Genomic DNA, 21955 nt, shown 5'->3' with positions numbered 1-21955 from the left:
ACGGCCATGCCAAGAACCATTTTCTGCGAATACGAAAAACGCGAGGCCGAAGGCCTGGATTTCGTTCCCTACCCCGGCGAACTGGGACAACGCATCTATGCGCATATCGGCAGGTCCGCCTGGGCGGCGTGGCTGGCGCACCAGACCATGCTGATCAACGAGAACCGCCTGTCGCCGCGCGATCCCAAGCACCGCGCATTCCTAGAAGCGGAGTTGGAGAAATTCCTGTTCTCAGGTGATGCGGAAAAGCCGGCGGGCTACGTACCTGAGGAATGAACCCTTCTCCCCTTGGCGCCCGCAGGGTGTGCAAGGCTGAGAAGGTGCCCGAAGAGCCTGCCCCGTACTAGATACGGGGGCGGATGAGGGTGCGGCGAAGTCCATGAGCCCGCAAAACAACATGGACTTCGCCGCACCCTCACCCCAACCCCTCTCAGCCTTGCACACCCTGCGGGCGCCAATGGGAGAGGGACTTAATCAACCGCTCGCGGCTTCCCGTTCCACCATTTGCGCTTCGCGCAATTCCTTCTGCGCCTGCTTGAGCGCTTTCACATTCAGCGGACGGATGGTCTCGATCCGGCAGGGAAGGCGGATGCTGCTGGCGCCGCCACCGTGCACGTATACGTTGTCGAAGCGCGCCGAAACCCTGCCCGCCATGTTGCTCATGCTGATCGCGGGGGCGAAGTCCAGGTCGGTACAAGGGCCGTAGAGTTCCAACAGATAGGCCTGATTCGGTCTGGTCCAGACCGTCAGCGCGCTGTCGCCCAATGGGCTCCAACCGCTGATATGGCCGAAATATTGGAAGTCCTTGACCGGTGCGCCGGCATGGGATTTGTACAGGGTCAAGGTTTCGGCGTTGGTCATGCGGGTCGTGCTGCAGGCCCCGAGCGATAGCGACAGGGCCAGCAATAAGAGCGTGCGTTTCATGCTTTGCTCCGGCTTGTGGAGGGATTCGCGCCAATGATGCGCGCTTGAAGTTGAAGCAAAACCCACCCTGCCACCGCATGTTCAGCGCGCAGGCGGCTTGCCGCGCAGCCCCCGCCCCGCGTATCATGCCGCCCCTCACTTCGGCTTGGCCGCAGGTGCAGTGGCCGGGTAGCTCAGTCGGTAGAGCAAGGGATTGAAAATCCCTGTGTCGGGGGTTCGATTCCCTCCCCGGCCACCATTTTGGTGGCATCCAATGTATTGAAATAAAAGGGTTTCCAGTGTCGGAAGCCCTTTTTTGTTGTTGACGCCGACGCCCGTGCCCGACCGGGCGTCACCCGTTGAATTTCGCTAAACCGCGCCGATGCGCGGCGCGATCAACGTGAATTAGGGCTGGCCACTGGCAGTCACGGTGCAGGCCAAGGTCAACTGCAACGAACCACCGGCCGGCAGCACAGGAATCGTCAAACCGGAGTTCTGCAAATCCGATACCGTCGGCGATGCCGGACAAGCTGCACCACCGGCAGCTCCGCTGCAGGTCAGCGTGCCGGCACTGCAGTCCACACCAGTGATCGCCGGATCCCGAACTATGGCGCCATCGCCCGGATCGGGACCATCGTTGTTGAGGTCAACGAACCCGGCATCCTCTGAATGCCATCGAGCATAGCGATAGATCTACGCCGAAGGTATTTGGATACTCTCCTGAGCTATATCGGTAAAGCTCTATTGCTTCGTCGGACTGCCTGGGCCGTACCTCGAGCCCGTGTCGAGCAGGGAACGATTCGCGGCAGATCGTGTCGTTCTGGAGAACGCCTGATGAAAGAGCATCAGAGTTGCTTCCTTGTTGGGTTCAGGCGCCCGTGCGGCATGCAAGGAGTTTGCTTGCATCATCAGTTGCAGATAGAGGTCGGCATGATGTTCGGCCAGCTCCACGCTCTCTCGGGTCAGGGCAGCGACAACGTACTGCCTATGCGGTGCGAAGTAGGCGTTCCATAGCTCGATGTAGAACTCCGCCCCGCTACCCGACCGCTGAAGCGTGGTGCAGAAGCTTCGACACGCACGTACGTCGGCGAGCCTCTGAATCTCGCGCGCAACATACGCCAGCTCATCTTTCAGGTTTTGCAGTGGCGAGGTCGGAAGGACCGGTATCGGGAAGTTCGAGGCATGCATCTCCATCACCGCTGCGAACAGGCGGGCCTTATCCCGATAGTGGGCGTAAACCGTGGCTTTGGTGAATCCTGCTATCTCCGCGATCCGGTGCATGCACGTGTCGGCATACCCAGACTCTTCGAACGCCTGGGCCGCGGCCTCCAGAATGCACGCGCGCGTATGAGCGCGCGCGCGTTCCCACCGCCTTGAGGATGCGCTCATGCCGGCTCCGCCTTTTCCGCGCATTAGTGTGCAGCAACGAAGTTCTGATCAACGTCGCCGGTCGGTTTGGCGGGCTTGATCTTGAACCAGATCGAGTACATGGCCGGCAGGAAGACCAATGTCAGGATCGTTCCCGCGAGCGTTCCCCCGATCAGCGTGTAAGCGAGCGTTCCCCAGAACACCGAATGGGACAGCGGGATGAACGCCAGGATCGCGGCCAACGCGGTCAGAATCACCGGTCGCGCACGCTGCACGGTGGCCTCGACGACGGCGTCGAAGGGACTTAGTCCTTCCTGTTCGTTGTGATGGATCTGCCCGATCAGGATCAAGGTGTTGCGCATCAGGATTCCGGACAATGCAATCAGTCCCACCAGTGCATTGATACCAAACGGTTGCTGGAAGACGAGCAACGTCGGCACGACGCCGATCAGCCCAAGAGGGCTGGTGGCGAAAACCATGATCATCGCCGCGATAGAACGCACTTGCAGAATGATGATGAGCAGCGTGAGCGCGATCATGATCGGGAACAGGGGCAACATCGCCGTGGTGGCTTTGCCCGACTCCTCGATCGAGCCGGCCTGCTCGATGCGGTAGCCCGCAGGCAGCCGCTCGATGATCGGCTGCAACTGCTTCATGACGGCAGTGGAGACATCCGGGGGCTGCAAACCTTCCGCAATGTCACCACGCACGGTGATGGTGGGCGTGCGATCGCGGCGGCGCAAGATCGGATCTTCCATGCGCACCTCCACCGCGCCCACTTGTGAAAGCGGAATGCGCTGCCCAGCAGATCCCACCAGCGTAAAGTCCGCGATCTTTGCCGGGTCGAGACGCGTATCGCCCGCCGCGCGGCCGACCACTTGTACCGAGCGGATGTCCTCGCGTACCTCTGTCAGCGGCGCCCCGCTCAGCAGGAACTGCAACTGCAGGGCCACCGAACTGGAGGTCAGCCCCACGGCATTGAGGCGGTCCTGTTCGAGCGTGAAGTGCAGAGTGGGCACGCGCGCGCCCCAATCCGTATTGACGGTGCGCATCATCGGGCTGGCGTTCATGACGCTGCCGACTTCAGCCGCAATCGTACGCAGCTTGTCCGGATCCGGCCCCATGACGCGGTAGGCCACCGGAAACGGCGAAGGCGGTCCAAATACGATTTGGGTAACGCGCACCCGTGCCTCTGGTGCCAGTCCGTCGGCTATGGCGCGGCGCAGCCTGAACTTGAGGGCTTCCCGCTCCTTGTCGTCTCCAGCGAGGGCCACGATCTTGGCGAACGACGAATCGGGCAGTTCGGGCGCCATCGCCAGGAAGAAGCGCGGGGCGCCCTGGCCGATGTAAGCAGTGACAATGCGGGCTTCCTTCTGCTTCGCAAGCCAGGCCTCGACCTTCGCAGTCGCAGCGCTCGTTTGTTCGATAGAGGTGCCATATGGCATCTGCACTTCGACCAACACCTCCGGTCGGTCGGACGTCGGGAAGAACTGCTTCTTGACCAGCCCCATGCCGACGATAGCCAGGGCGAACATACCGACTACCGCACCGGCAACCAGCCATTTGCGTGCGATCACGCGCCCAAGCAACTCCCGGAACCGGTTGTAGTTGCGCGTGTTGTAAATGGCTTGGTGCCCACCTTCCACCTTCTTGATGTCCGGCAACAGCTTCACTCCCAGATAAGGGGTGAATACCACGGCCACGATCCAGGAGACGATCAGGGCGATGCCGACGATCCAGAACATGTTGCCGGTGTACTCGCCAGCGGTAGAGCGGGCGAAGCCATTGGGCATGAAGCCGATTGCCGTGACCAGCGTTCCGGAAAGCATAGGCGCGGCCGTGTGGCTCCAGGCGTAGGCCGACGCGGCCACACGGCTGTACCCCTCTTCCATCTTCACCACCATCATCTCGATGGCAATGATGGCGTCATCTACCAGCAGGCCCAGAGCCAGGATGAGCGAGCCGAGCGTGATGCGGTCGAAGTTCTTGCCGCTGGCTGCCATGATGACGAACACGGCCGCCAAGGTCAGTGGCACGGCGGCCGCGACCACGATGCCGACCCGCCACCCCATGCTGACAAAGCACACCACCATCACTACAAGCAGCGCGACGAAGAACTTGACCATGAACTCGTTTACCGCCGAGCTGATGTTGACAGCTTGATCGGTGACTTTGGTGAGCGTTATGCCTAAAGGCAGCTGCGCGGTGATCTTGGTGACTTCTGCTTCCAGCGCCTTGCCCAGGTCGAGTCCATTCCAGTCTTCGCGCATGACGACCCCCAGCAGCAATGCAGGCTGGCCGTTGTTGCGGACCAGGAAGCTGGCCGGATCTTCATAGCCGCGTTCGACGGTGGCCACATCCGATAGCTTCAGCGTCCGCCCTTGCGCGACGATCGGCGTCTGTCGAATCTTCTCCAGGCTGTCGAATGCCCCTTCCACGCGAAGGAAGACCTGCGGCCCCTTGGTCTCGATCGAGCCAGCGGGAGTCAGTACGTTTTGGCTGTTGAGCGCGGCAAAGATGTCCTGCGGGCTGACGCCCAGGGTGGCCAGCCGGTCGTGGGAGAATGAGACGTAGATGCGCTCGGGCTGCTCCCCGATGATGTTGACCTTCTTCACCCCGGGCACATGCAGCAGTTGCTGGCGCAACCTTTCCGCATCACGCACCAGCAGTCGTTGCGGCTCCCCCTTTGCTTTGAGGGCAAAGAGCGCAAACGTCACGTCCGCGTATTCGTCGTTGACGATCGGCCCGATGACGCCTGCGGGCAGCCTCTTGGCTTCGTCCCCCATCTTCTTGCGGACCTGATAGAACTCCTCCTGGACCTCTGCAGGCGGCGTGGTGTCCAGCAAGGACACCATGGTGAAGGCCAAGCCCGGGCGCGTGTAGGTTTCGGAGCGGTCGTACCATTTCAGCTCCTGCAGTCGCTTTTCCAATGGTTCGGCGACCAGGTCCTGCATCTCCTGCGCCGTCGCTCCCGGCCACGCCGTAACCACGGTCATCTGCTTGATCGTAAACGGCGGGTCTTCCGCCCGGCCAAGCTGGAAGAAGGCAAAAATGCCTGCAGCGGAGATCAAGAAAAGCAGGAACAGCGTGATCGAGCGCTCACGCACTGCGAGCGACGAAAGATTGAAGCGCCCTTCGCTCATGGCCGAGCTCCGGAGGGCTGCGCATCGCCCTCACCGATCGGCGTGACAATCTGCCCTTCCCGAAGAAGGTGCGCGCCGAGCGATACCACCCGATTGCCGGCTTTTAGATTGCCCTTCACCTGCGCCACGTCGTCCGAAAGCCCCAGCACCCGAACCGAGCGCCACACGGCTTTTGCGGGTTTACCCTCGAGAGTCCAAACGCCCGGCCCTTTTCCAGGATCGAACAAGGCGCCGATCGGGACTTGCAGCGCGGTGGTGGATTGGATGCCATCCGGAATCTCGACCGTGACGGTGGCGCCCAGCGGTGCTTCGGCAAGCGCGCCGTCAAGTACATACCTGGCCTCGTAGGTACGCGTCACGGGATCGGCTGCGTCGGATAGCTGCCGCAATTTGGCCGACACCGTAGTCTGGCTATCGCCGTATAGCTTCGCCTGGGCTAACGATCCCACCATCGGTCGCAGCGTCTCGGGCAGGTACACGATGGCCTCGCGCTCTCCGGTGCGGGCCAGGCGCACGACGGGCTGGCCGGCGCTCACCACCTGGCCCGGCTCGGCCAGCGTTTCCATCACCACGCCGTCCACGTCGGCGACGAGCTCCGCATAACGATTGGCGTTGTTCGCGACTTGGGCCTGCGCTTGCGCAGCGCTCAGTTGCGCTCGAGCCGCGTCAGCCGCTGCTTTGCTCTGGTCATACGAAGAGGCCGAGATTGCGCCGGTACCGAGCAAGGCGCGGTATCGCGCTTCATCTGCGACCGCCTGCTGGGCCAGCGCGCGCGCGGCTGCCACTGCTTGCTGTTGCGCTTGAGCCGAAAGCTGCAGATCCGCAGGATCGATGCGCATCAGGAGCTGACCGCGCCGAACGGTCTGCCCGGCATCCACCAGCCGCTGCGCCACCTTGCCCGCAACCCGGAAGCCAAGATCGCTCTGGACCCGAGCAGCCACCGTGCCCGTGAACGCACGCGAGCTGGAGTGGTTCCCCACCACTGCCGCGGTGCGCACCAGAGGCGCTTGCGTCCGGGGATCGGCTTGTGGCTCAGCGCCGCAACCAGCCAGACCGCCAATGAGGGCGATTACTAATGATTTCTTAACAATCTGAAGCATAGGAGTCCCGTCGGTCTAGCCTGGACGGGCACTCTAGTACTAGTGACCAAAACAGTCAATAGTCACTGCGAGTTATGGTGAAAGACTCCGCAGCACCAAACTGGAGAGCAGGGCCGGCGCCTGCTCTATGTATTCAAGGCTGTATTGCAGCATCAGGGGATTCAGATAGGGGCGCAGGACCAGATAAACGGCGTTGGTGGCCTCATCCAATGGGGTCTTACGCTCGAAATCACCGCAATCTCGGCCCTGTTGGAGAATTTCCTGGAGCGAGGAACGTAGCCGATTCTCGTAGGCCAGCACCGGTTGCCAGCGCTCGGCGGCAGCCGATTCCGCGATCTCGTAGAGCTTGCGATCCTGAAAGAACAGCCGCTGGCTGGCCTCTACTGAGGCTTTGAACATTCGCCGCAACTTCTCCGCAGGCTGGTCCACGCCTTCGACGGCTTGCTGGATCTCGCCTTCGATCTTCGCCAAGCAGTTGCCGCAGATCATCTCGCCAATGGCTTGCTTGGATTCGAAGAACTTGTAAACGTAGGCTTTTGAGAAGCCGATAGCTTTGGCCAAGTCGGAGACGGTGGTCTTTTCGTATCCGTAGTGGCTGAAATGCTCCGTAGCCGCGGCCACGATCTGATCGCGGATTTCGTGAGCTGCCGGGCCACGTCCGGCTGTAATTTGGGCAACTTGTGTATTCATTGGGGCAGCTTACCCCCGCCCCCCTGAACCATCAACGTGTGACTCCTTATGACATTGGTCACCTCTGGAAGAATGGTCTGCCGGGTCTAGTAAGGGACGAGCGCTAGGCGGCGCACTACACGGAAAGCCCACTTCTTGTTACGGCTAGAGGCCAGGGCTAGGTTTCCGGGCAAAACAGGCGACGTATCCGGATGCAGCGATCATGTCGCAACGTGGGCCGAAGGCGCCGAATGGGCTTTGCGGATGTCAGCTTCCGGCCAGAAGCGGACACTGCTCGCGCTACTTCTCGAACGCACCCATCTGATGCAAACCGGTCATCCAATCCTCCGAGTGCCACGTACGGACGATTTTTCCGTCCTTGAACTCGTGGATGTCGATCGCTTGGATCGAGATCTTCCGGCCCTTGGACTGAAAACCCATGAAGAGTACTGCTTGCGTGCCCGAGAGTTCGGAACGGACAACGACTTTGTTTCCTTCCTGGATCATGTCCTTGATCTCGGCATTGAAATCGGGGAACACCGTGGTCAACGTGGTGATGAGTTTGATGCCGGCTTCGCGCCCGCGACGCTCCGAAGAAGGCGTTTCGTACCATTCTTCGGCCAGTACGCTGCCCAGCAGCTGCGGATCATGCTTGCTGAAGGCTTCGTACCAGATGGCAGCTTCCCGTTTGTAGTCGCGAGGTTCGGATGCCGCAGATGGGAAAGCCGCCATCAAACCGGTCATGGCGAGTACGAAGCGTTTCATGGCCACCTCCAGAAGGGACAGTGTCGTGTCGGCTAAGGAACCAAGATCATCGGGCCGGACTTGCGTCGCGCTGCGATGTCTTCATGAGCTGCGGCGGCCTCTACCAAGGGATAAACGGTGGCTTTGAAGTCGCCAAAGATGCCTTTGCGATAGGCATCGAAAACCTCGTCGCTCGCCTGGGCCACCCGGCCCTGCACGTATTGCGCCATGGGGCCGCCCACTACGCGAACGTTGCGACTGTCCAAATCCGCCTGATCGATAGCAGGCGAGCCGGACGCGGCGCCGATCGTCACGATTGTTCCGCCATCGCGAACCGCCGCTGCCGAGGCTGCGAAAGTGGCTTTGCCGACGAACTCGTATACGACATCGACACCGTTGGGCGCGATCGCACGAATCCGCGCGGCGAGATCATCACTGCCGGACGGAAGCACATGGTCGACCGATCCGGCGATGGCCGCTTGTTTGGTTGCCGAGCCGGCGGTTCCGATGACCCGCGCACCGCGAGCCTTGGCCCAGCGGGAAACCAGCCATCCAACGTTGCTGGAAGCGCCTTGCACCAGCACCGTCTCGCCGGCCTTAAGAGGATAGAATCCGTTCAGTGCCGCCCAGGCGGTCAATCCCTTGGTCAGTACCGTGGCGATCTCCGCCGACGACAGATCCTCCGGCGACCGGATCAGGTCGCTGGCATCGATCAAACGCACTTCGGCGTAGCTTCCTGGTGCGAGGAAGTACGCCATGCGATCGCCTGCTTGGATTCCCTGTACGTCGGACCCGACCGCCTCCACGATGCCGGCGCCCTCGACGCCGGTGACCCCGGGGAGCGCCATCGGAAAGACGCCTTGTCGGAATGCGGTGTCGATGAAGTTCACGCCGATCGCCTCGTGCCGCAGGCGAACCTGCGCCGGGCCCGGCATGCCGACCTGTTCCTCTTCGGGCGCCAACACGTCGGGCGAACCGTATTGGTGAAAGCGGATCGTCGTGCTCATAAGAACTCCGCTTAGGCGCCTGCACCTGCGCGGCTCGCCAGAAGCTGCAGCTCCCATGCGAGTGCCACGCCGGTGCCTCCGCCGTGCTGGGCCAGCGCCTCTGTTGCAAGAGCAGCCGCGCTCTCCTCGCGCGCCCAATCGCGCTGGAGTTCCGCCGCGACCGCCATCCAAGTCATCGGTATTGCGCCGGCCTGCACCATGCGTCGTACGCCCATGTCGTGGGCTTCGGCTGACACGCCGCCCGAAGCATCGGTGACGATATAGACCTCCCAGCCTTCGCCCAGCGCCTGTATCACCGGCATGGCAAGGCAAATCTCGGTCCACAGCGCGGCCATCACCACCTTCTTGCGTCCCGTCGCCTTGACCGCATCGACCACACGCTGGTCCTCCCAGGTGTTGATGAAAGTACGGTTGATCGGCTTCTGCTCCGGAAACACATCCTGCAGTGCCTTGATCAACAAACCGCCGCGCTCTTCCAGCACCGTGGTCAGGATGGTCGGGACCGAGAACACCTTGGCGGCCTTGGCCAACCCGACGACGTTGTTCACCACCATGGTGGGTTCGTGGCTGTGCAGGTTGGCGAACTGGAAGGGCTGATGGTCTATCAGCACGAGCACGCAGTTTTCCGGGGAGAGTAAGGCATCTAGACCGGCGTAGTTCGACTTCATGGTGGCACTCCAGTGAGGTTGGATGGCGTCTCCTGGATAACTTGCCGTTCCTGATTGCAGTAAGGTAGCCCCACATTGCGGTCATCTGTGTCGCAGAAAGTGGAACGCCAATGTTGGACCTAGAAGATCTGCAGACCTTTGTCGAAGTAGCCGATGCGGGCGGCGTATCGCCGGCCGCTCGCCGGCTCGGCGTCTCGAAATCCATCGTCAGTCGGCGCTTGTTCCGGTTGGAAGCGGAACTCGGGATCCAATTGCTGGCGAGGACCACCCGCGGTGCGGCGCTCACCGAGGCAGGCGTCACCTTCCGCGAGCACGCCGCGCGCGTCTGCGCCGAGATGGAGGCAGCGCGGGAAGCGATTCTGCCCTCCGGCGAGCTGCGCGGCCTCCTGCGGATTGCCGCGCCCCTGTCGTTCGGACCCACGCATCTGGCACCCGTGTTCGCCGAGCTGGCGCGGCGGCATCCGCTCCTGCATGTCCACGCGTACTACAGCGATCGTTTCGTCGACATCGTCGGAGAGGGATTCGACTGCGCGGTACGCGTCGGTCACCTTACCGATTCGAACCTGATAGCGCGCCGCGTCGTTCCCTTCCACGGACTGCTCGTCGCGAGTCCGGAATACATCCGCGAGCATGGGGCACCCGAGACGCCAGACGAATTGCTCACGCACCAGGCGCTGATGCAGGGCACGGAAACCTGGCGGTTGACCGATGGCGATAGGGCGATCGGCGTCCATCCGCAGGGTCGGTTCAAGGCGGACAACGGCAGCGCTCTTGTGGCGGCCGCCGTAGCGGGACTGGGCATCGCGTCGCTTCCGGATTTTCTTGTCGCGGACCATCTGGCTTCAGGCGCCCTGGTCGCCGTAATGACGCGTTATCCGGTCCCAGAAGCCGGCATCTACGTCGTTCGGCCTCCCGGACAGCACCCGCCGCGAAAGATCCTGGTGCTGACCGAATTGCTGATTGAGCACTTCGGTTGATGTTGGGGTGAACAGGATCGAATGACCGCTAAGGGTCGCGGATTGAACACAGATGAGCCCAGCGACAGGGCTTCCTTCGTCCAATGGAGGCGCGGCGCCATCTTGCGATTAAGACGGAATTTTGCCCAGGCGCAATGCATTGGCGACGACGGATACCGAGCTCAGATTCATCGACAGTGCCGCAATCATCGGGCTGAGTTTTCACGATCTACTCTCCTGACACCGGCAACATCGATAAGAAGTCTGCACTCCGGACCGTAGTCCAGAGCCAAGAAATTGAGGACGACCATAAGCGGTCGTTCAATCCTGCATTCGCCTCAGTCTCAACGAAGCAGCGATACGCAGCGTGGCCTCATGCATTCGTGCCGATCAGTAACCAGCGGCCGAATACGGGCCAGCGCTGAAGCCGGTTTTTCATCGAAGGGGTTGAAATCTCACACTCTCTTAATGATAATGATTATCATTAGTGATTCGAAAATTCTCCAAGGACAGCCTCGCCCCCATGTCGCCCGCCCCCAATCCAGTCGTCAGCCGCCATAGCTCCTTCGTACCAACCGTTCTTCGCCGCACCTTGCTTTCGCAATGCCTGATCGTCGGGCTGTGGGCACCGACGGCCGTCTTTGCCGAAGACGCAGCCCCGCAAACCGGCGCCACCACGCTGCAAGCGGTGGAAGTGAAAGGCGAAGTCGAGGGTTACGTGACCGAGCGCAGCGGCGTGATGAAGACCGACGCGCCGCTCAACGAAACCCCGCAATCGATCACGGTCATCAGCAAGGAGCAGATCCGCGACCAGAACGCGCAGACCATGCAGGAAGTGCTGCGCTACACCGCCGGCGTGCGCTCGGAAATGTACGGACTGGACAACCGCGGCGACTGGTTCACGCTGCGCGGCGGCAGCGAGGGCTCGGTATTGCTGGACGGTCTGCGCGTGCCGCTCACCGGCTGGTACGGCGTCGTCCGCAACGAACCCTATGCTTTCGAGCGCATCGAAGTGCTACGCGGTCCGGCATCGGTGATCGCGGGACAGAACGGTCCGGGCGGCGTGGTCAATCTGGTGTCCAAGCGACCGCAGCAAACGGCGCAGCGCGAAATCAGCGTGCAAGTCGGCAACGACAGCCACAAACAGGTCGCCGTCGATCTCACCGGCCCCTTGAATACTGATGGCACGCTGCTCTATCGATTGGTCGCGCTGGGCAAGGACAGCGGCACCCAGGTCGATCATGCGGACGACAAACGCACTTTCATCGCGCCATCGCTGACTTGGAAGCCTGCCGACGGCACCACCCTCACGGCCTATGCCGAGTACCAGAAGGACGAGACCGGCAACACCAACGGTTTCTTCCCCATTGTCGGCACGCTCAGGTCGGCACCCAACGGCAAGATCCCCTACGATACTTTCATCAGCGAACCCGACTGGGATTACTACGGCGGCACGCGCAAGCGCATCGGATACGAATTCGAACAGAAGCTCAGCGACAACTGGACCCTGCGCCACCACCTGCGCCACGACGACATCGACGGCAAGATGCGCACCATGTACGCTGCCTGGTGGGAAGGTTTCGTCGACGCCACCGGAGCAGCGGATCCGGACGGTACTTATCTCAACCGCTTTTGGTACTTCACCGACGACACTGCGCGTATCAACAATGCAGATCTGCTGTTCGAAGGCGATCTGACGCTCGGCCGCACCCGGCACACGCTGCTGGTCGGCGTGGATGCGATGAACTCGCGCATGCGCCAGGTTTCCTGGGGCGATGGTTTGGCCACTCCTCTGGATGTGTACAACCCGGTCTACGGCACTTTCCCGCTACCCGCGTATCTGGACACGCCTGCCACGGACACCTATACGCGAGTGCGCAACGTCGGCCTGCTGGTCCAGGATCAGATCAAGTTCGACGACCGCTGGGTCCTCGTGGCCGGATTGCGCCACGACCGCGCCAGGACGGACACCCTGGTCACTTACGAAGGCGCGCAAACCCCTTCGCATGCCGAAGACTCGGCGACCAGCAAGAACTTGGGCCTGGTCTATCTTGCCGACGGCGGCTGGTCGCCTTACCTGAGCTATTCCGAATCGTTCGAACCGGTGGCCGGCACGGATTCCTCCGGCAATGCGTTCAAGCCCAAACGCGGCAAGCAGGCCGAGGCCGGCGTGAAGTGGTCGCCGGACGATGGCCGCATCACCGCCGCCGCCGCGATCTACCAGTTGAAGGAAAAAAACCGGCTCAGCACCGATCCCGCAGACATCAATGAATCCATCCAGCGCGGTGAAGTCACCGTGAAAGGACTTGAACTGGAAGTCGCGGCCAATCTGACCGCCTGGGACCTGATCGCCAGCTACACCTACATGGACGCGCGCCAGACGACGGTCGGTGAAGATGCAGCCTCGCTCGCCTACCTGGACAAGCAGTTGAGCGGAATTCCGAAGCATTCGGCCGCGGTGTGGGCGCTGCACAAGTTCGACGGTTATGGCGTGGCCGGCCTGAAGGCCGGTGCGGGCGTGCGCTATGTCGGCAAGACCAGCGACGGCATCGACGTGACCACCACTCCTTCGAGCACGCTGCTGGACTTGATGCTGTCCTACGAAACCGGCCCATGGCGGCTGGCGCTGAACGTCGCCAACGCGACCGACAAGACCTATATCGCCACCTGCCTGGATCGCGGCGACTGCTGGTTCGGCACCAAGCGCAAGGCGATCGCGACCATTGGATATCGCTGGTGAATCGCAGATCGGCCGAAGGCGGGAGCGGCGAAAGCGGATTCCGCGCCTCGGCTTCGCCGCAAAGGTAAGGAAAACACATGCGCCAATCCTTCGTCCTACTGCACCGCTGGTTCGGCCTGTTCATCGCCGTCTTCCTGTTCGTATCGGGATTGACCGGCGCGGTGATCTCTTGGGATCACGAATTGGACGAGTGGCTCAACCCCGAGCTTTACCATTCTGCAAGCGTGGGCGAGCCGCAATCCGGTCTGGCCCTGGCATCGAAGGTGGAAGCGGCCGATCCGCGCATTCGCGTGACCTACGTTCCTTTGGCGGTGGAGCCCGGACATGCGCTGAGCCTGTCGGTCGAACCGCGTGTGGATCCCACCAGCGGCCAGTTGTACGACGTCGACTACAACCAGGTCGCGCTCGACCCGGTGACCGGCGAAATACAGGGCAAGCGCATGTGGGGAGCCGTCTCCCTGTCGCGCGAAAACCTGCTGCCGTTCCTCTACAAACTGCACTACAGCATGCACATACCCGATGGCTGGGGAATGGAGCTTGGCGTGTTGTTCATGGGCATCGTCGGCATCGTCTGGGCGATCGATTGCGGCATCGCACTGTGGCTTTCGTTCCCCAACCGTCGTGCCTGGCGCAAGTCGTTCGCCTTCCGCTGGCGCGAGCGCGGCTACAAACTCAACTTCGACCTGCATCGCTCCGGTGGCGTGTGGGTCTGGTTGTTGTTGCTGACCCTGGCGATCACCTCGGTATCGATGAACCTGGGGCAGCAGGTGATGCGGCCGCTGGTGTCGACGTTTTCGTCGTTGACGCCGTCGCCTTTCGACACGCGCACCCCCGCTCCGCTGGAAAAACCGGTGGAGCCTTCCATCAGCCGGGAACGCAGCGTCGAACTGGCCATTGCCGCGGCCAGCACGCGTGGCTGGCAGGCGCCCGCCGGCGCGGTGTTCTATTCGCCCATGTACGGCGTATACGGCGTCGGCTTCTTCGCGCCGGGGCAGGATCACGGCGACGGCGGGCTCGGCAATCCCTGGCTTTATTTCGATGCGGGCAGCGGGCAGCCGGCGGGCGCGGAGGTGCCGGGCACCGGTTCCGCCGGCGACATCTTCATGCAGGCGCAGTTCCCGCTGCATTCGGGCCGGATCATCGGGGTGCCGGGCCGGGTGATGGTCTCGCTGATGGGCCTTCTGGTGGCGATGCTGTCTCTGACCGGCGTGCTCATCTGGGCGAAAAAGCGCGCGGCGCGGGTCCGCTCATCGGCAGTGCGCAAACCGCGTCCCTCGCAGTTGGCCAGCGATATCTAAGCGCCTTGCATGGTCGATCCAGAGCTATGGCGATGCGGATTCCGCATCGCGAACGGCCCCTTGCGGTCAGACATTTCCTACACCGTGCCGCGTCTTGTCCCGACTGCCCCGCGCTCGCGACGCAGGCATTCTGTTCTGGCGATGGAGTCGCCGTGATGCACAAGGAATAGAGTGCCGCGTTCAACTCGCAGTGGAAGCCACCTGAGCTTCGCTGGAACCGGATACTTGGCCCATGAACCGCTCCCTGTTGATGCTCCGCCCTTCGTACGAGGGTTGGAAACTGATGGACGACGGCAAGCCCGTTTTCTGGTTCCCTGAGAAGTCTGCCGCGTTGGCGGTCGCCAACACCATCGCCGAGGCCCGGCACACCTTCTCCAACAAACCCACCGGCGTGGAAGTGGAGCGCGAGGGGCGCCCGCCGGAGCGGATCAGCACCTACGGCTGAACCGGCCAAACAAGCGCGTCCGGGGCGAAAGCGAAACCTGGCAGGAATTTCATACGAATCAGCCGCTTGGCCTATTTCCCAGGCCGCGGCTCCGGTACAACAACTACTTTACACATCGCCTGCGCCGGGCAAATAAGCTGCACTTCCCAATGCGGAGGCAGCGTATGCGTAGTCCGAGTGCCCTGCTTTTGCTCCTGGCCTGCATCGCGCCCGCCGCGTACGCGGCCAACCCCGTTACCTCGGTGCCGGAGATGGATATCTCCCGTTACGCGGGCCAGTGGTACGAAATCGCCCATCTGCCGATGTCGTTCCAGGACGAATGCGCGGGCGATATCACCGCCGCTTACACGCTGCGCGAGGACGAGCTGATCGGCGTGCGCAACGCCTGCCGTACCGCCGACGGGGAAAGCAGCGTCGCCGAGGGCGTCGCGCGGCAGGTGAAAGGGCATCCGGGCCGCCTGGAAGTGCGTTTCGCGCCCGACTGGCTTTCGTGGATGCCCTTCCTCTGGGCCGACTACTGGGTGATCGACCTGGACCCGGGCTATACCTGGGCCGTGATAGGCGAACCCGGCCGCGACTATTTCTGGATCCTGTCGCGCGAACCGGCCATGGATCGGGCGCTGTTCGAACAGATCAAGGCGCGGGCCATCGCGATGGGCTACGACCTGGGTCCGCTGATCGTGGCCGCCCCGCTGCGGTAGAGGTTCACCCCATACGCCGTAGTATCCTTGCCCATCGCATGATCGGAGGAATGGGCATGAAGGGTGTCGCGCGCTGGGTTTCGCTCCTGTTGGTTTCCCTGTTCCTGGCCGCGTGCAGCGGCGGACCCGTCCGACGCGTGTCGGAACCGGCGACCAGCATCCAGCAGCTGACCGTCAATGCCGACGGCAGTTGGTCGCTGGACTTGCGCCTGCAGAACTACAGCAGCATCCCCATGCGCTTCGACAGCGCCGAGCTTGCCATCACGGTCGGCGGCCAGGCCGCAGGGACGCTACGGGCCGCACCCGCGATTTCCATCGGCCCGGAATCGGCGGACGTGCTCACCCTGCCGTTCAAGCCGTCCGCCGAAGCGCGCATGGTGATCGCCGACGCGCTGGCCGGCAGGCACTCCCTGGGCTACACGCTGAAAGGCAAGTTGCAGGCGGTGCCGGACGAGAAAAAATCCCGCTCGTTCGACGTCGATTCGCGCAACACGCTCAATCCCGTCCCGGGTTTGGACGGCGTACTGCGCTGAGCGAACCTGCGGCGCGTTTTTCTTCTTTCCCATGGAATCTCTTTCCCGAATATGAGCACCTACAAAGCCCCGCTGACCGATATCCGTTTCGCCCTCTACGACGTGCTGGGCGCGGAAGCCCTGTTCGCGAAGCTCGGTTACGTCGATGCCACGCGCGACGTTCTGGATGCAGTGCTCGACGAAGCCGCGCGCTTCACTGAAACCGTGCTGGCCCCGCTCAACAGCGTGGGCGACGAGATCGGTTGCGGCTTCGACAAAGCCACCGGCGATGTCACCACTCCACCCGGCTTCCAGCAGGCGTATACCCAATTCATCGAAGGCGGCTGGACCGGCCTGACCGCGGCGCCGGAACACGGGGGACAAGGCCTGCCGCACGCCATGGGAGTACCGCTCAACGAAATGATCAACGCCGCCAACCTGGCCTGGGGCAACTTTCCGCTGCTGTCGCACGGTGCGGTGGAGGCATTGAGGCAGCATGGCGAAGACTGGCAACGCGAAGCCTTCCTCAAGCCCATCGTCGACGGCCGCTGGACCGGCACGATGTGCCTCACCGAACCGCATTGCGGCACCGACCTGGGCTTGCTGAAGACCCGCGCCGAACCCAATGCCGACGGCAGCTACGCCATCAGCGGCACCAAGATCTTCATCACCGCCGGCGAGCACGACCTGACCGAGAACATCGTGCACTTGGTGCTGGCGAAACTGCCGGATGCGCCGCCGGGCGCGAAAGGAATTTCCCTATTCGTCACGCCCAAGTTCAAGGTCGCACGCGACGGCAGCATGGGCGAACGCAACGCGCTGCGCTGCGGCTCGATCGAACACAAGATGGGCATCAAGGGCTCGGTCACCTGCGTGATGAATTTCGACGGCGCCGAAGGCTACCTGGTGGGCGAGCCGCACAAGGGCCTGCTTGCCATGTTTACGATGATGAACACCGCACGCCTGGGCGTGGGCCTGCAGGGCGTCGGCCTGTCCGAGCGCGCTTACCAGAATGCGCTGCGCTATTCGCTGGACCGCCTGCAGACCCGTTCGCTGAGCGGCCCCAAATTCCCGGACAAGCCCGCCGATCCGATCATCGTGCACCCCGACGTGCGTCGCATGCTGCTGACGGTGAAATCGCTGGTCGAAGGCAGCCGCCTGCTCGCCCTGCATGCGGGCACCCTGATCGACGTCGCCCACCATGCGGAAGATGCGGCGGAACGCGAACAGGCCGACGTGCTGGTGAGTTTCCTGACCCCGATCTCCAAGGCCTGCCAGACCGAATGGGCCATCGAGAACACCTACAACGCGCTGCAATGCTTCGGCGGTCACGGCTACATCCGTGAACACGGCATGGAACAGCTGGCGCGCGATGCGCGCATCACCACGCTCTACGAGGGCACCACCGGCATCCAGGCGCTGGACCTGATGGGGCGCAAGACCGCATCGACCAAGGCCGCGGGCCTGAAACTGTTCCTCACCCAGATCGAGGCATTCGCAAAGGAACACGAAGGCGACGCGTCGTTGAGCGAGTTCATCCTGCCCTTGCGCCAGAAAGCCACGGAGTGGGCTGCGCTGACGCAAGGCGTTCTGCAACGTGCGGCGGGAAATCCGGAAGAGATCGGCGCCGCCAGCACCGATTACCTGTTCTACTCCGGCTATGTCGCACTGGCCTACTGGTGGGCGCGCAGCGTGGCCGCAGCGGAGGCTTCCGCGCACAGCGACGCGTTCAAGCAATCCAAGCGCGAGACCGCCCGCTTCTACTTCGCTCGCATCCTGCCGCGCACCCTGGCCCATGCCGCGGCCATCGAATCCGGCGCGGCACCGCTGATGGCGATGGATGCCGAACGCTTCGGGACATGATGTTTGAGGCCTCCCCTTCAAGGAGGCTCTAGAGAGGGAGGGCGTTGCTCGCTATCCCCTTTCCTGCCCTAGTTTTGCTGGGGACGGGACGGGCTGTACACAAATCATCAACATTTAGGTATAACCTGTTTCCCCGATGGAAGCAGACCCAGCTCAGCTTCACCGTATCGGCGCCAGATCCCCCGCGATCCCGGCCCTACTCGCGTCGCACCCCGCTTCCCGTTCCAATACCGTACGCCTGCTGTCGCTGGATGCGCATGGCCGCGTGCTGGACTGGATCAACTGGCAGGACGCGACCTGCCTGTATGCGCGCGACGCCGTCGCCTGGACCCTGGGCGACCCTTGCCTGCGCGTGCATGGCGGCACCAGCCGCATGACCGGTGAGCAGAGCGTCATCGAACTCCATCCCATCGTCGCCTCGCGCGGCCATGCGCGCTCGCATGCCCTGTCGCCCACGCCCACGCTGACCAACACCGCGCTGTTCGCCCGCGACGCGCAGCTGTGCCTGTACTGCGGCCATGAGTACTCGCGCCCCAGCCTCACCCGCGACCACGTGCTGCCGCTGTCCAAGGGCGGGCGCGACACTTGGGAAAACGTGGTCACCGCCTGTTTCCACTGCAATTCCCGCAAAGCCAACCGCACCCCGCAACAGGCCAATATGCCGCTGCTGGCGGTTCCGTACCGCCCCAGCTGGATCGAGCACCTGATTCTCTCCAACCGCAATATCCTGGCCGACCAGATGGCTTTCCTGAAGGCGCAACTGCCCAAGCGTTCCAAGCTCTCGGCCTGAGCCCGGGCCTGAACCGGGATTGCCGGATTGCTTGCCCCTCCCACGGATGCGGAGGAAAATGCGGCAAATGATCGACCCCACCCGCTATCCCCGTCTTTCCCGCATCAATCTCCCAGCCGACCTGCGCCAGTTCGACGAATCCGAACTGACGGCGATCGCCGACGAATTGCGCGCCTACCTGATCGAGTCGGTAGGCAAGAGCGGCGGCCATTTCGGCGCCGGCCTGGGCGTGATCGAACTGACGGTGGCCCTGCACTACCTGTACAACACCCCGGACGACCGCCTGGTGTGGGACGTCGGCCACCAGACCTATCCGCACAAGATCCTGACCGGCCGCGGCGACCGGATCCACACGGTCAAACAGGCCGACGGCGTGGCGCCTTTCCCGAAGCGCGAGGAGAGCGAGTACGACACCTTCGGCGTCGGCCATTCCTCCACTTCGATCTCCGCTGCGCTGGGCATGGCTATCGCCAATGCGCAGGCCGGCAACGAACGCCGGGTGGTAGCGGTGATCGGCGACGGCGCGATGACCGCCGGCATGGCCTTCGAGGCGCTCAATCATGCCGGCGGCATGGAAGATCCGGAACCGAACCTGCTGGTGGTGCTCAACGACAACCAGATGTCGATTTCGGAAAACGTCGGCGGCCTGACCAAGATGCTCGGCCGCATCAGCAGCAGCCGCACGCTCAACGCGCTGCGCGAAGGCGGCAAGAAACTGCTGGGCGACAAGCGCAAGCCGCCGGCGCGCTTCATGCGGCGCTGGGAAGAACACTGGAAGGGCATGTTCGTGCCGTCCACGCTGTTCGAGGAAATGGGTTTCCATTACACCGGCCCGATCGACGGCCACAACGTGCCCGCGCTGGTCAGCGCGCTGAAGACGCTGCAGACTCTGAAGGGTCCGCAGCTGCTGCACATCATCACCACCAAGGGCAAGGGCTACGAACTGGCCGAAGGCGACCAGATCGGCTATCACGCGGTCGGTCCGTTCGATCCCGAAAAGGGACTGATCAGCAAGGCGGGCGCGAAGAAGCCGACCTACACGGACATCTTCGGCGACTGGTTGTGCGACATGGCCGCGGCCGATCCCAAGCTGCTGGCCATTACCCCGGCGATGCGCGAGGGCTCGGGCCTGGTGCGTTTCAGCAAGGAATATCCGCAGCGCTACTTCGACGTGGCCATCGCCGAGCAGCACGCGGTGACCCTGGCCGCCGGCATGGCCTGCGAAGGCGCCAAACCGGTGGTCGCCATCTATTCCACCTTCCTGCAGCGCGGCTACGACCAGCTGGTGCACGATGTGGCCATCCAGAAACTGGACGTGCTGTTCGCCATCGACCGAGGCGGCGTGGTGGGTCCGGATGGCGCCACCCATGCCGGCAATCTCGACCTGAGCTACCTGCGCTGCGTGCCGCACATGGTGGTGATGGCGCCGGCCGATGAGGACGAGTGCCGCAAGATGCTGAGCACCGGCTTTCAATTCCAGGGACCGGCAGCGGTACGTTATCCGCGCGGTACCGGTCCGGGCGCGGCTATCGAGGCTTCGCTCGCCACGCTGCCGATCGGCAAGGCCGAAGTGCGCGCTCACGGTTCGCGCGTCGCCCTGCTCGCCTTCGGCGCGACCGTGCCGGCGGCACAGCAAGTCGGCGCGGAGTTGGGACTGACGGTGGTCAACATGCGCTTCGTCAAGCCTTTGGACCGCGCGCTGATCCTTGAGCTGGCCAAGACCCACGAAGGTTTCGTCACCCTCGAGGACAACGTGGTGATGGGCGGCGCCGGTTCGGGCGTGGCCGAGCTGTTGAATGCGGAGAATATCCAGCTGCCCATTCTGCACCTGGGTCTGCCGGACGATTTCCAGCATCACGCGAGCCGCGAACAGCTGCTGGCCGAGGCCGGCATCGACGCCATCGGCATCCGTGCGGCCGTGCTCGATCGCTGGCCGTCGTTGCAGGAAACGGAAGCCGTTCGCAGCCTCGCGGGTTAGCGTTACTGGCTAAAGCGGCGCTTCCACCGTATAGCCCTTCGCCTGCAGGTAGGACAGATACCCATTCGGCTTCAGCAGTTCGGCTATCGGCAAGGTCGCGAAGGTGATGCGATTCTTTTGCAGCGCCTGCTCCGCCATCTTCAGCCAGTGCGCCCTGACCTGGGCCTCCACGTCGCTCATGCCACGTTTTTTGGCGAACTCCCCGCTGGTCAGCGCGGCGATGCAAGCGCCGGCCTGTCGTTCCGACGGCAATGCGCGCAGCGCATCCAAATCGCCCACCGACCAGGCATTGGCGCGATCGACCATGACCGGAATGTCGTTCTCCACCCTGTCCAGCGCCGAACGGAAGCATCCGACATCGTTCACGCCTTCCCTGGTGAAATCCTTGATCGCCGCCTTCGGGTCGCTGATGGTGATTTTCAGCGTGGTCGGCGTGATTTTCATCTTGCGCCGTTTCAGCACGCCTTCGATCACCGGCGTGACCACAGGCTTCTGGCCAAGGCCGGCGTTACGGTTGGCCTCTGCGTACAGTTCGTTGGCCACCACCAGCGGCCGCTTCTTCTCGATGCCTTTGTCCCTGCCGAAATATCTTGGCTTCAATGCGGTCCATCTCGCATAGACATCGGCAGGCAGCACCTCTTTGAGTGTCTTGCCATCCGGATTCTTGCTTGCCTTCAGCGCAGAGGGCAGCAGCATCAGGCCCTTGAATACGCCTATATCCGCGTCGATCGTCAACCCGGGCGGACCAAGCACCTGATCCGAAAGTTCCAATAGCGACTCGACTTCTTCGGCCTTCCAGCTGATGCCGCTTGGCAGCGGCGACAAAGTTCCCAAAATCCAGAGTCCGTGATCGCCCTTGGATACTTTCCACAATCCGGGGCCGGGCTGCACCCCGGTCACCACCATCGTTTCCAGTTCCAACACTCCCTCGCTGTCTACGCGTTGCGCGGGGAGCGTTTCGTTCGGCGATTGCGCCATTGCGGGTAGAGCCAGACACAGGACAGCGAGCGAAGCGAGGACAGGGAAACGCATGGATACTGGCTGCCGCGAGGAGGGTCAGGACAGATTAG

19 protein-coding genes and 1 tRNA gene are annotated in these 21955 nt (G+C 62.7%); 11 read left to right on the top strand and 9 right to left on the bottom strand.

Annotated features, from left to right (window positions below):
- Nucleotides 1-6 precede the first annotated feature (6 nt).
- Complete coding sequence (locus J2W94_RS01880; protein WP_310089935.1) at nucleotides 7-276, top strand: oxidative damage protection protein; 270 nt, start codon at nucleotides 7-9, stop codon at nucleotides 274-276.
- Nucleotides 277-474: 198 nt separating this feature from the next.
- On the opposite strand, the gene J2W94_RS01875 is transcribed toward J2W94_RS01880, so the two are convergent.
- Nucleotides 475-924, bottom strand: coding sequence for a DUF6491 family protein (locus J2W94_RS01875; RefSeq protein WP_310089934.1), 450 nt, complete (start codon nucleotides 922-924; stop codon nucleotides 475-477).
- A 162-nt stretch (nucleotides 925-1086) separates the two neighbouring features.
- Between J2W94_RS01875 and J2W94_RS01870 the strand changes: the two genes are divergently transcribed.
- Nucleotides 1087-1162: transfer RNA gene (locus J2W94_RS01870), tRNA-Phe, on the top strand.
- A 482-nt stretch (nucleotides 1163-1644) separates the two neighbouring features.
- Here the strand turns inward: J2W94_RS01870 and J2W94_RS01865 are convergent.
- The 7 genes from J2W94_RS01865 to J2W94_RS01835 form a co-directional block, all read right to left on the bottom strand.
- Nucleotides 1645-2292: a helix-turn-helix domain-containing protein gene (locus J2W94_RS01865; RefSeq protein WP_310089933.1), complete on the bottom strand. Its 648-nt coding sequence runs from the start codon at nucleotides 2290-2292 to the stop codon at nucleotides 1645-1647.
- Between the two features lie 23 nt (nucleotides 2293-2315).
- Nucleotides 2316-5414 carry an efflux RND transporter permease subunit gene (locus J2W94_RS01860; protein ID WP_310089932.1) on the bottom strand — a complete coding sequence of 1033 codons (3099 nt, stop codon included), beginning with the start codon at nucleotides 5412-5414 and terminating at the stop codon, nucleotides 2316-2318.
- Nucleotides 5411-6514 carry an efflux RND transporter periplasmic adaptor subunit gene (locus tag J2W94_RS01855; protein WP_310089931.1) on the bottom strand — a complete coding sequence of 368 codons (1104 nt, stop codon included), beginning with the start codon at nucleotides 6512-6514 and terminating at the stop codon, nucleotides 5411-5413. Before J2W94_RS01855 ends, J2W94_RS01860 begins: the two co-directional genes overlap by 4 nt.
- A 72-nt stretch (nucleotides 6515-6586) precedes the next feature.
- Nucleotides 6587-7204 carry a TetR/AcrR family transcriptional regulator gene (locus J2W94_RS01850; RefSeq protein WP_310089930.1) on the bottom strand — a complete coding sequence of 206 codons (618 nt, stop codon included), beginning with the start codon at nucleotides 7202-7204 and terminating at the stop codon, nucleotides 6587-6589.
- 279 nt (nucleotides 7205-7483) lie between these two features.
- Complete coding sequence (locus tag J2W94_RS01845) at nucleotides 7484-7948, bottom strand: ester cyclase (RefSeq protein ID WP_310089929.1); 465 nt, start codon at nucleotides 7946-7948, stop codon at nucleotides 7484-7486.
- Nucleotides 7949-7980: 32 nt separating this feature from the next.
- Nucleotides 7981-8934, bottom strand: a complete 954-nt coding sequence (locus tag J2W94_RS01840; RefSeq protein WP_310089928.1) for a zinc-binding dehydrogenase — start codon at nucleotides 8932-8934, stop codon at nucleotides 7981-7983.
- An 11-nt stretch (nucleotides 8935-8945) separates the two neighbouring features.
- Nucleotides 8946-9602 carry a hydrolase gene (locus tag J2W94_RS01835; RefSeq protein ID WP_310089927.1) on the bottom strand — a complete coding sequence of 219 codons (657 nt, stop codon included), beginning with the start codon at nucleotides 9600-9602 and terminating at the stop codon, nucleotides 8946-8948.
- 110 nt (nucleotides 9603-9712) lie between these two features.
- Between J2W94_RS01835 and J2W94_RS01830 the strand changes: the two genes are divergently transcribed.
- The 9 genes from J2W94_RS01830 to dxs all read left to right on the top strand — a co-directional run bounded on the left by J2W94_RS01830 (nucleotide 9713) and on the right by dxs (nucleotide 20885).
- A complete protein-coding gene (locus J2W94_RS01830) occupies nucleotides 9713-10579 on the top strand; it encodes a LysR family transcriptional regulator (RefSeq protein ID WP_310089926.1) in 867 nt (288 codons plus the stop codon).
- Nucleotides 10580-11081: 502 nt separating this feature from the next.
- Nucleotides 11082-13298: a TonB-dependent siderophore receptor gene (locus J2W94_RS01825; protein ID WP_310089925.1), complete on the top strand. Its 2217-nt coding sequence runs from the start codon at nucleotides 11082-11084 to the stop codon at nucleotides 13296-13298.
- Nucleotides 13299-13375: 77 nt separating this feature from the next.
- A complete protein-coding gene (locus J2W94_RS01820) occupies nucleotides 13376-14596 on the top strand; it encodes a PepSY-associated TM helix domain-containing protein (RefSeq protein WP_310089924.1) in 1221 nt (406 codons plus the stop codon).
- Nucleotides 14597-14828: 232 nt separating this feature from the next.
- Nucleotides 14829-15041 carry a hypothetical protein gene (locus tag J2W94_RS01815; RefSeq protein ID WP_310089923.1) on the top strand — a complete coding sequence of 71 codons (213 nt, stop codon included), beginning with the start codon at nucleotides 14829-14831 and terminating at the stop codon, nucleotides 15039-15041.
- A gap of 164 nt (nucleotides 15042-15205) precedes the next feature.
- Entirely contained in the window at nucleotides 15206-15742 is a 537-nt protein-coding gene (locus tag J2W94_RS01810; protein WP_310089922.1) for a lipocalin family protein, read from the top strand.
- 56 nt (nucleotides 15743-15798) lie between these two features.
- Nucleotides 15799-16275, top strand: a complete 477-nt coding sequence (locus J2W94_RS01805; RefSeq protein ID WP_310089921.1) for an LEA type 2 family protein — start codon at nucleotides 15799-15801, stop codon at nucleotides 16273-16275.
- A gap of 51 nt (nucleotides 16276-16326) precedes the next feature.
- Nucleotides 16327-18117, top strand: a complete 1791-nt coding sequence (locus J2W94_RS01800) for an acyl-CoA dehydrogenase C-terminal domain-containing protein (RefSeq protein ID WP_310089920.1) — start codon at nucleotides 16327-16329, stop codon at nucleotides 18115-18117.
- Between the two features lie 136 nt (nucleotides 18118-18253).
- Nucleotides 18254-18907, top strand: a complete 654-nt coding sequence (locus J2W94_RS01795; protein WP_310089919.1) for an HNH endonuclease — start codon at nucleotides 18254-18256, stop codon at nucleotides 18905-18907.
- Nucleotides 18908-18974: 67 nt separating this feature from the next.
- Nucleotides 18975-20885, top strand: a complete 1911-nt coding sequence (gene dxs / locus J2W94_RS01790) for a 1-deoxy-D-xylulose-5-phosphate synthase (protein WP_310089918.1) — start codon at nucleotides 18975-18977, stop codon at nucleotides 20883-20885.
- Between the two features lie 9 nt (nucleotides 20886-20894).
- On the opposite strand, the gene J2W94_RS01785 is transcribed toward dxs, so the two are convergent.
- Nucleotides 20895-21917 (bottom strand): TraB/GumN family protein, encoded by a 1023-nt coding sequence (locus tag J2W94_RS01785; RefSeq protein ID WP_310089917.1) that lies wholly within the window; start codon nucleotides 21915-21917, stop codon nucleotides 20895-20897.
- Between the last annotated feature and the right edge of the window lie 38 nt (nucleotides 21918-21955).

The organism is Pseudoxanthomonas sacheonensis (assembly GCF_031455975.1).
GTDB lineage: Bacteria > Pseudomonadota > Gammaproteobacteria > Xanthomonadales > Xanthomonadaceae > Pseudoxanthomonas_A > Pseudoxanthomonas_A sacheonensis_A.
Note: the sequence above shows the minus strand (reverse complement) of the source record. Positions and strands in the feature narration are given on the sequence as shown.

Excerpts from the sequence above, each read along its gene's own strand:
- J2W94_RS01875 (WP_310089934.1), bottom strand. The coding sequence starts at position 924 with ATGAAACGCACGCTCTTATTGCTGGCCCTGTCGCTATCGCTCGGGGCC.
- J2W94_RS01785 (WP_310089917.1), bottom strand. The coding sequence starts at position 21,917 with ATGCGTTTCCCTGTCCTCGCTTCGCTCGCTGTCCTGTGTCTGGCTCTA.
- dxs (WP_310089918.1), top strand. The coding sequence starts at position 18,975 with ATGATCGACCCCACCCGCTATCCCCGTCTTTCCCGCATCAATCTCCCA.
- J2W94_RS01815 (WP_310089923.1), top strand. The coding sequence starts at position 14,829 with ATGAACCGCTCCCTGTTGATGCTCCGCCCTTCGTACGAGGGTTGGAAA.
- J2W94_RS01880 (WP_310089935.1), top strand. The coding sequence starts at position 7 with ATGCCAAGAACCATTTTCTGCGAATACGAAAAACGCGAGGCCGAAGGC.
- J2W94_RS01825 (WP_310089925.1), top strand. The coding sequence starts at position 11,082 with ATGTCGCCCGCCCCCAATCCAGTCGTCAGCCGCCATAGCTCCTTCGTA.
- J2W94_RS01860 (WP_310089932.1), bottom strand. The coding sequence starts at position 5,414 with ATGAGCGAAGGGCGCTTCAATCTTTCGTCGCTCGCAGTGCGTGAGCGC.
- J2W94_RS01845 (WP_310089929.1), bottom strand. The coding sequence starts at position 7,948 with ATGAAACGCTTCGTACTCGCCATGACCGGTTTGATGGCGGCTTTCCCA.
- J2W94_RS01800 (WP_310089920.1), top strand. The coding sequence starts at position 16,327 with ATGAGCACCTACAAAGCCCCGCTGACCGATATCCGTTTCGCCCTCTAC.
- J2W94_RS01865 (WP_310089933.1), bottom strand. The coding sequence starts at position 2,292 with ATGAGCGCATCCTCAAGGCGGTGGGAACGCGCGCGCGCTCATACGCGC.
- J2W94_RS01840 (WP_310089928.1), bottom strand. The coding sequence starts at position 8,934 with ATGAGCACGACGATCCGCTTTCACCAATACGGTTCGCCCGACGTGTTG.
- J2W94_RS01805 (WP_310089921.1), top strand. The coding sequence starts at position 15,799 with ATGAAGGGTGTCGCGCGCTGGGTTTCGCTCCTGTTGGTTTCCCTGTTC.
- J2W94_RS01820 (WP_310089924.1), top strand. The coding sequence starts at position 13,376 with ATGCGCCAATCCTTCGTCCTACTGCACCGCTGGTTCGGCCTGTTCATC.
- J2W94_RS01855 (WP_310089931.1), bottom strand. The coding sequence starts at position 6,514 with ATGCTTCAGATTGTTAAGAAATCATTAGTAATCGCCCTCATTGGCGGT.
- J2W94_RS01830 (WP_310089926.1), top strand. The coding sequence starts at position 9,713 with ATGTTGGACCTAGAAGATCTGCAGACCTTTGTCGAAGTAGCCGATGCG.
- J2W94_RS01850 (WP_310089930.1), bottom strand. The coding sequence starts at position 7,204 with ATGAATACACAAGTTGCCCAAATTACAGCCGGACGTGGCCCGGCAGCT.
- J2W94_RS01835 (WP_310089927.1), bottom strand. The coding sequence starts at position 9,602 with ATGAAGTCGAACTACGCCGGTCTAGATGCCTTACTCTCCCCGGAAAAC.
- J2W94_RS01810 (WP_310089922.1), top strand. The coding sequence starts at position 15,206 with ATGCGTAGTCCGAGTGCCCTGCTTTTGCTCCTGGCCTGCATCGCGCCC.
- J2W94_RS01795 (WP_310089919.1), top strand. The coding sequence starts at position 18,254 with ATGGAAGCAGACCCAGCTCAGCTTCACCGTATCGGCGCCAGATCCCCC.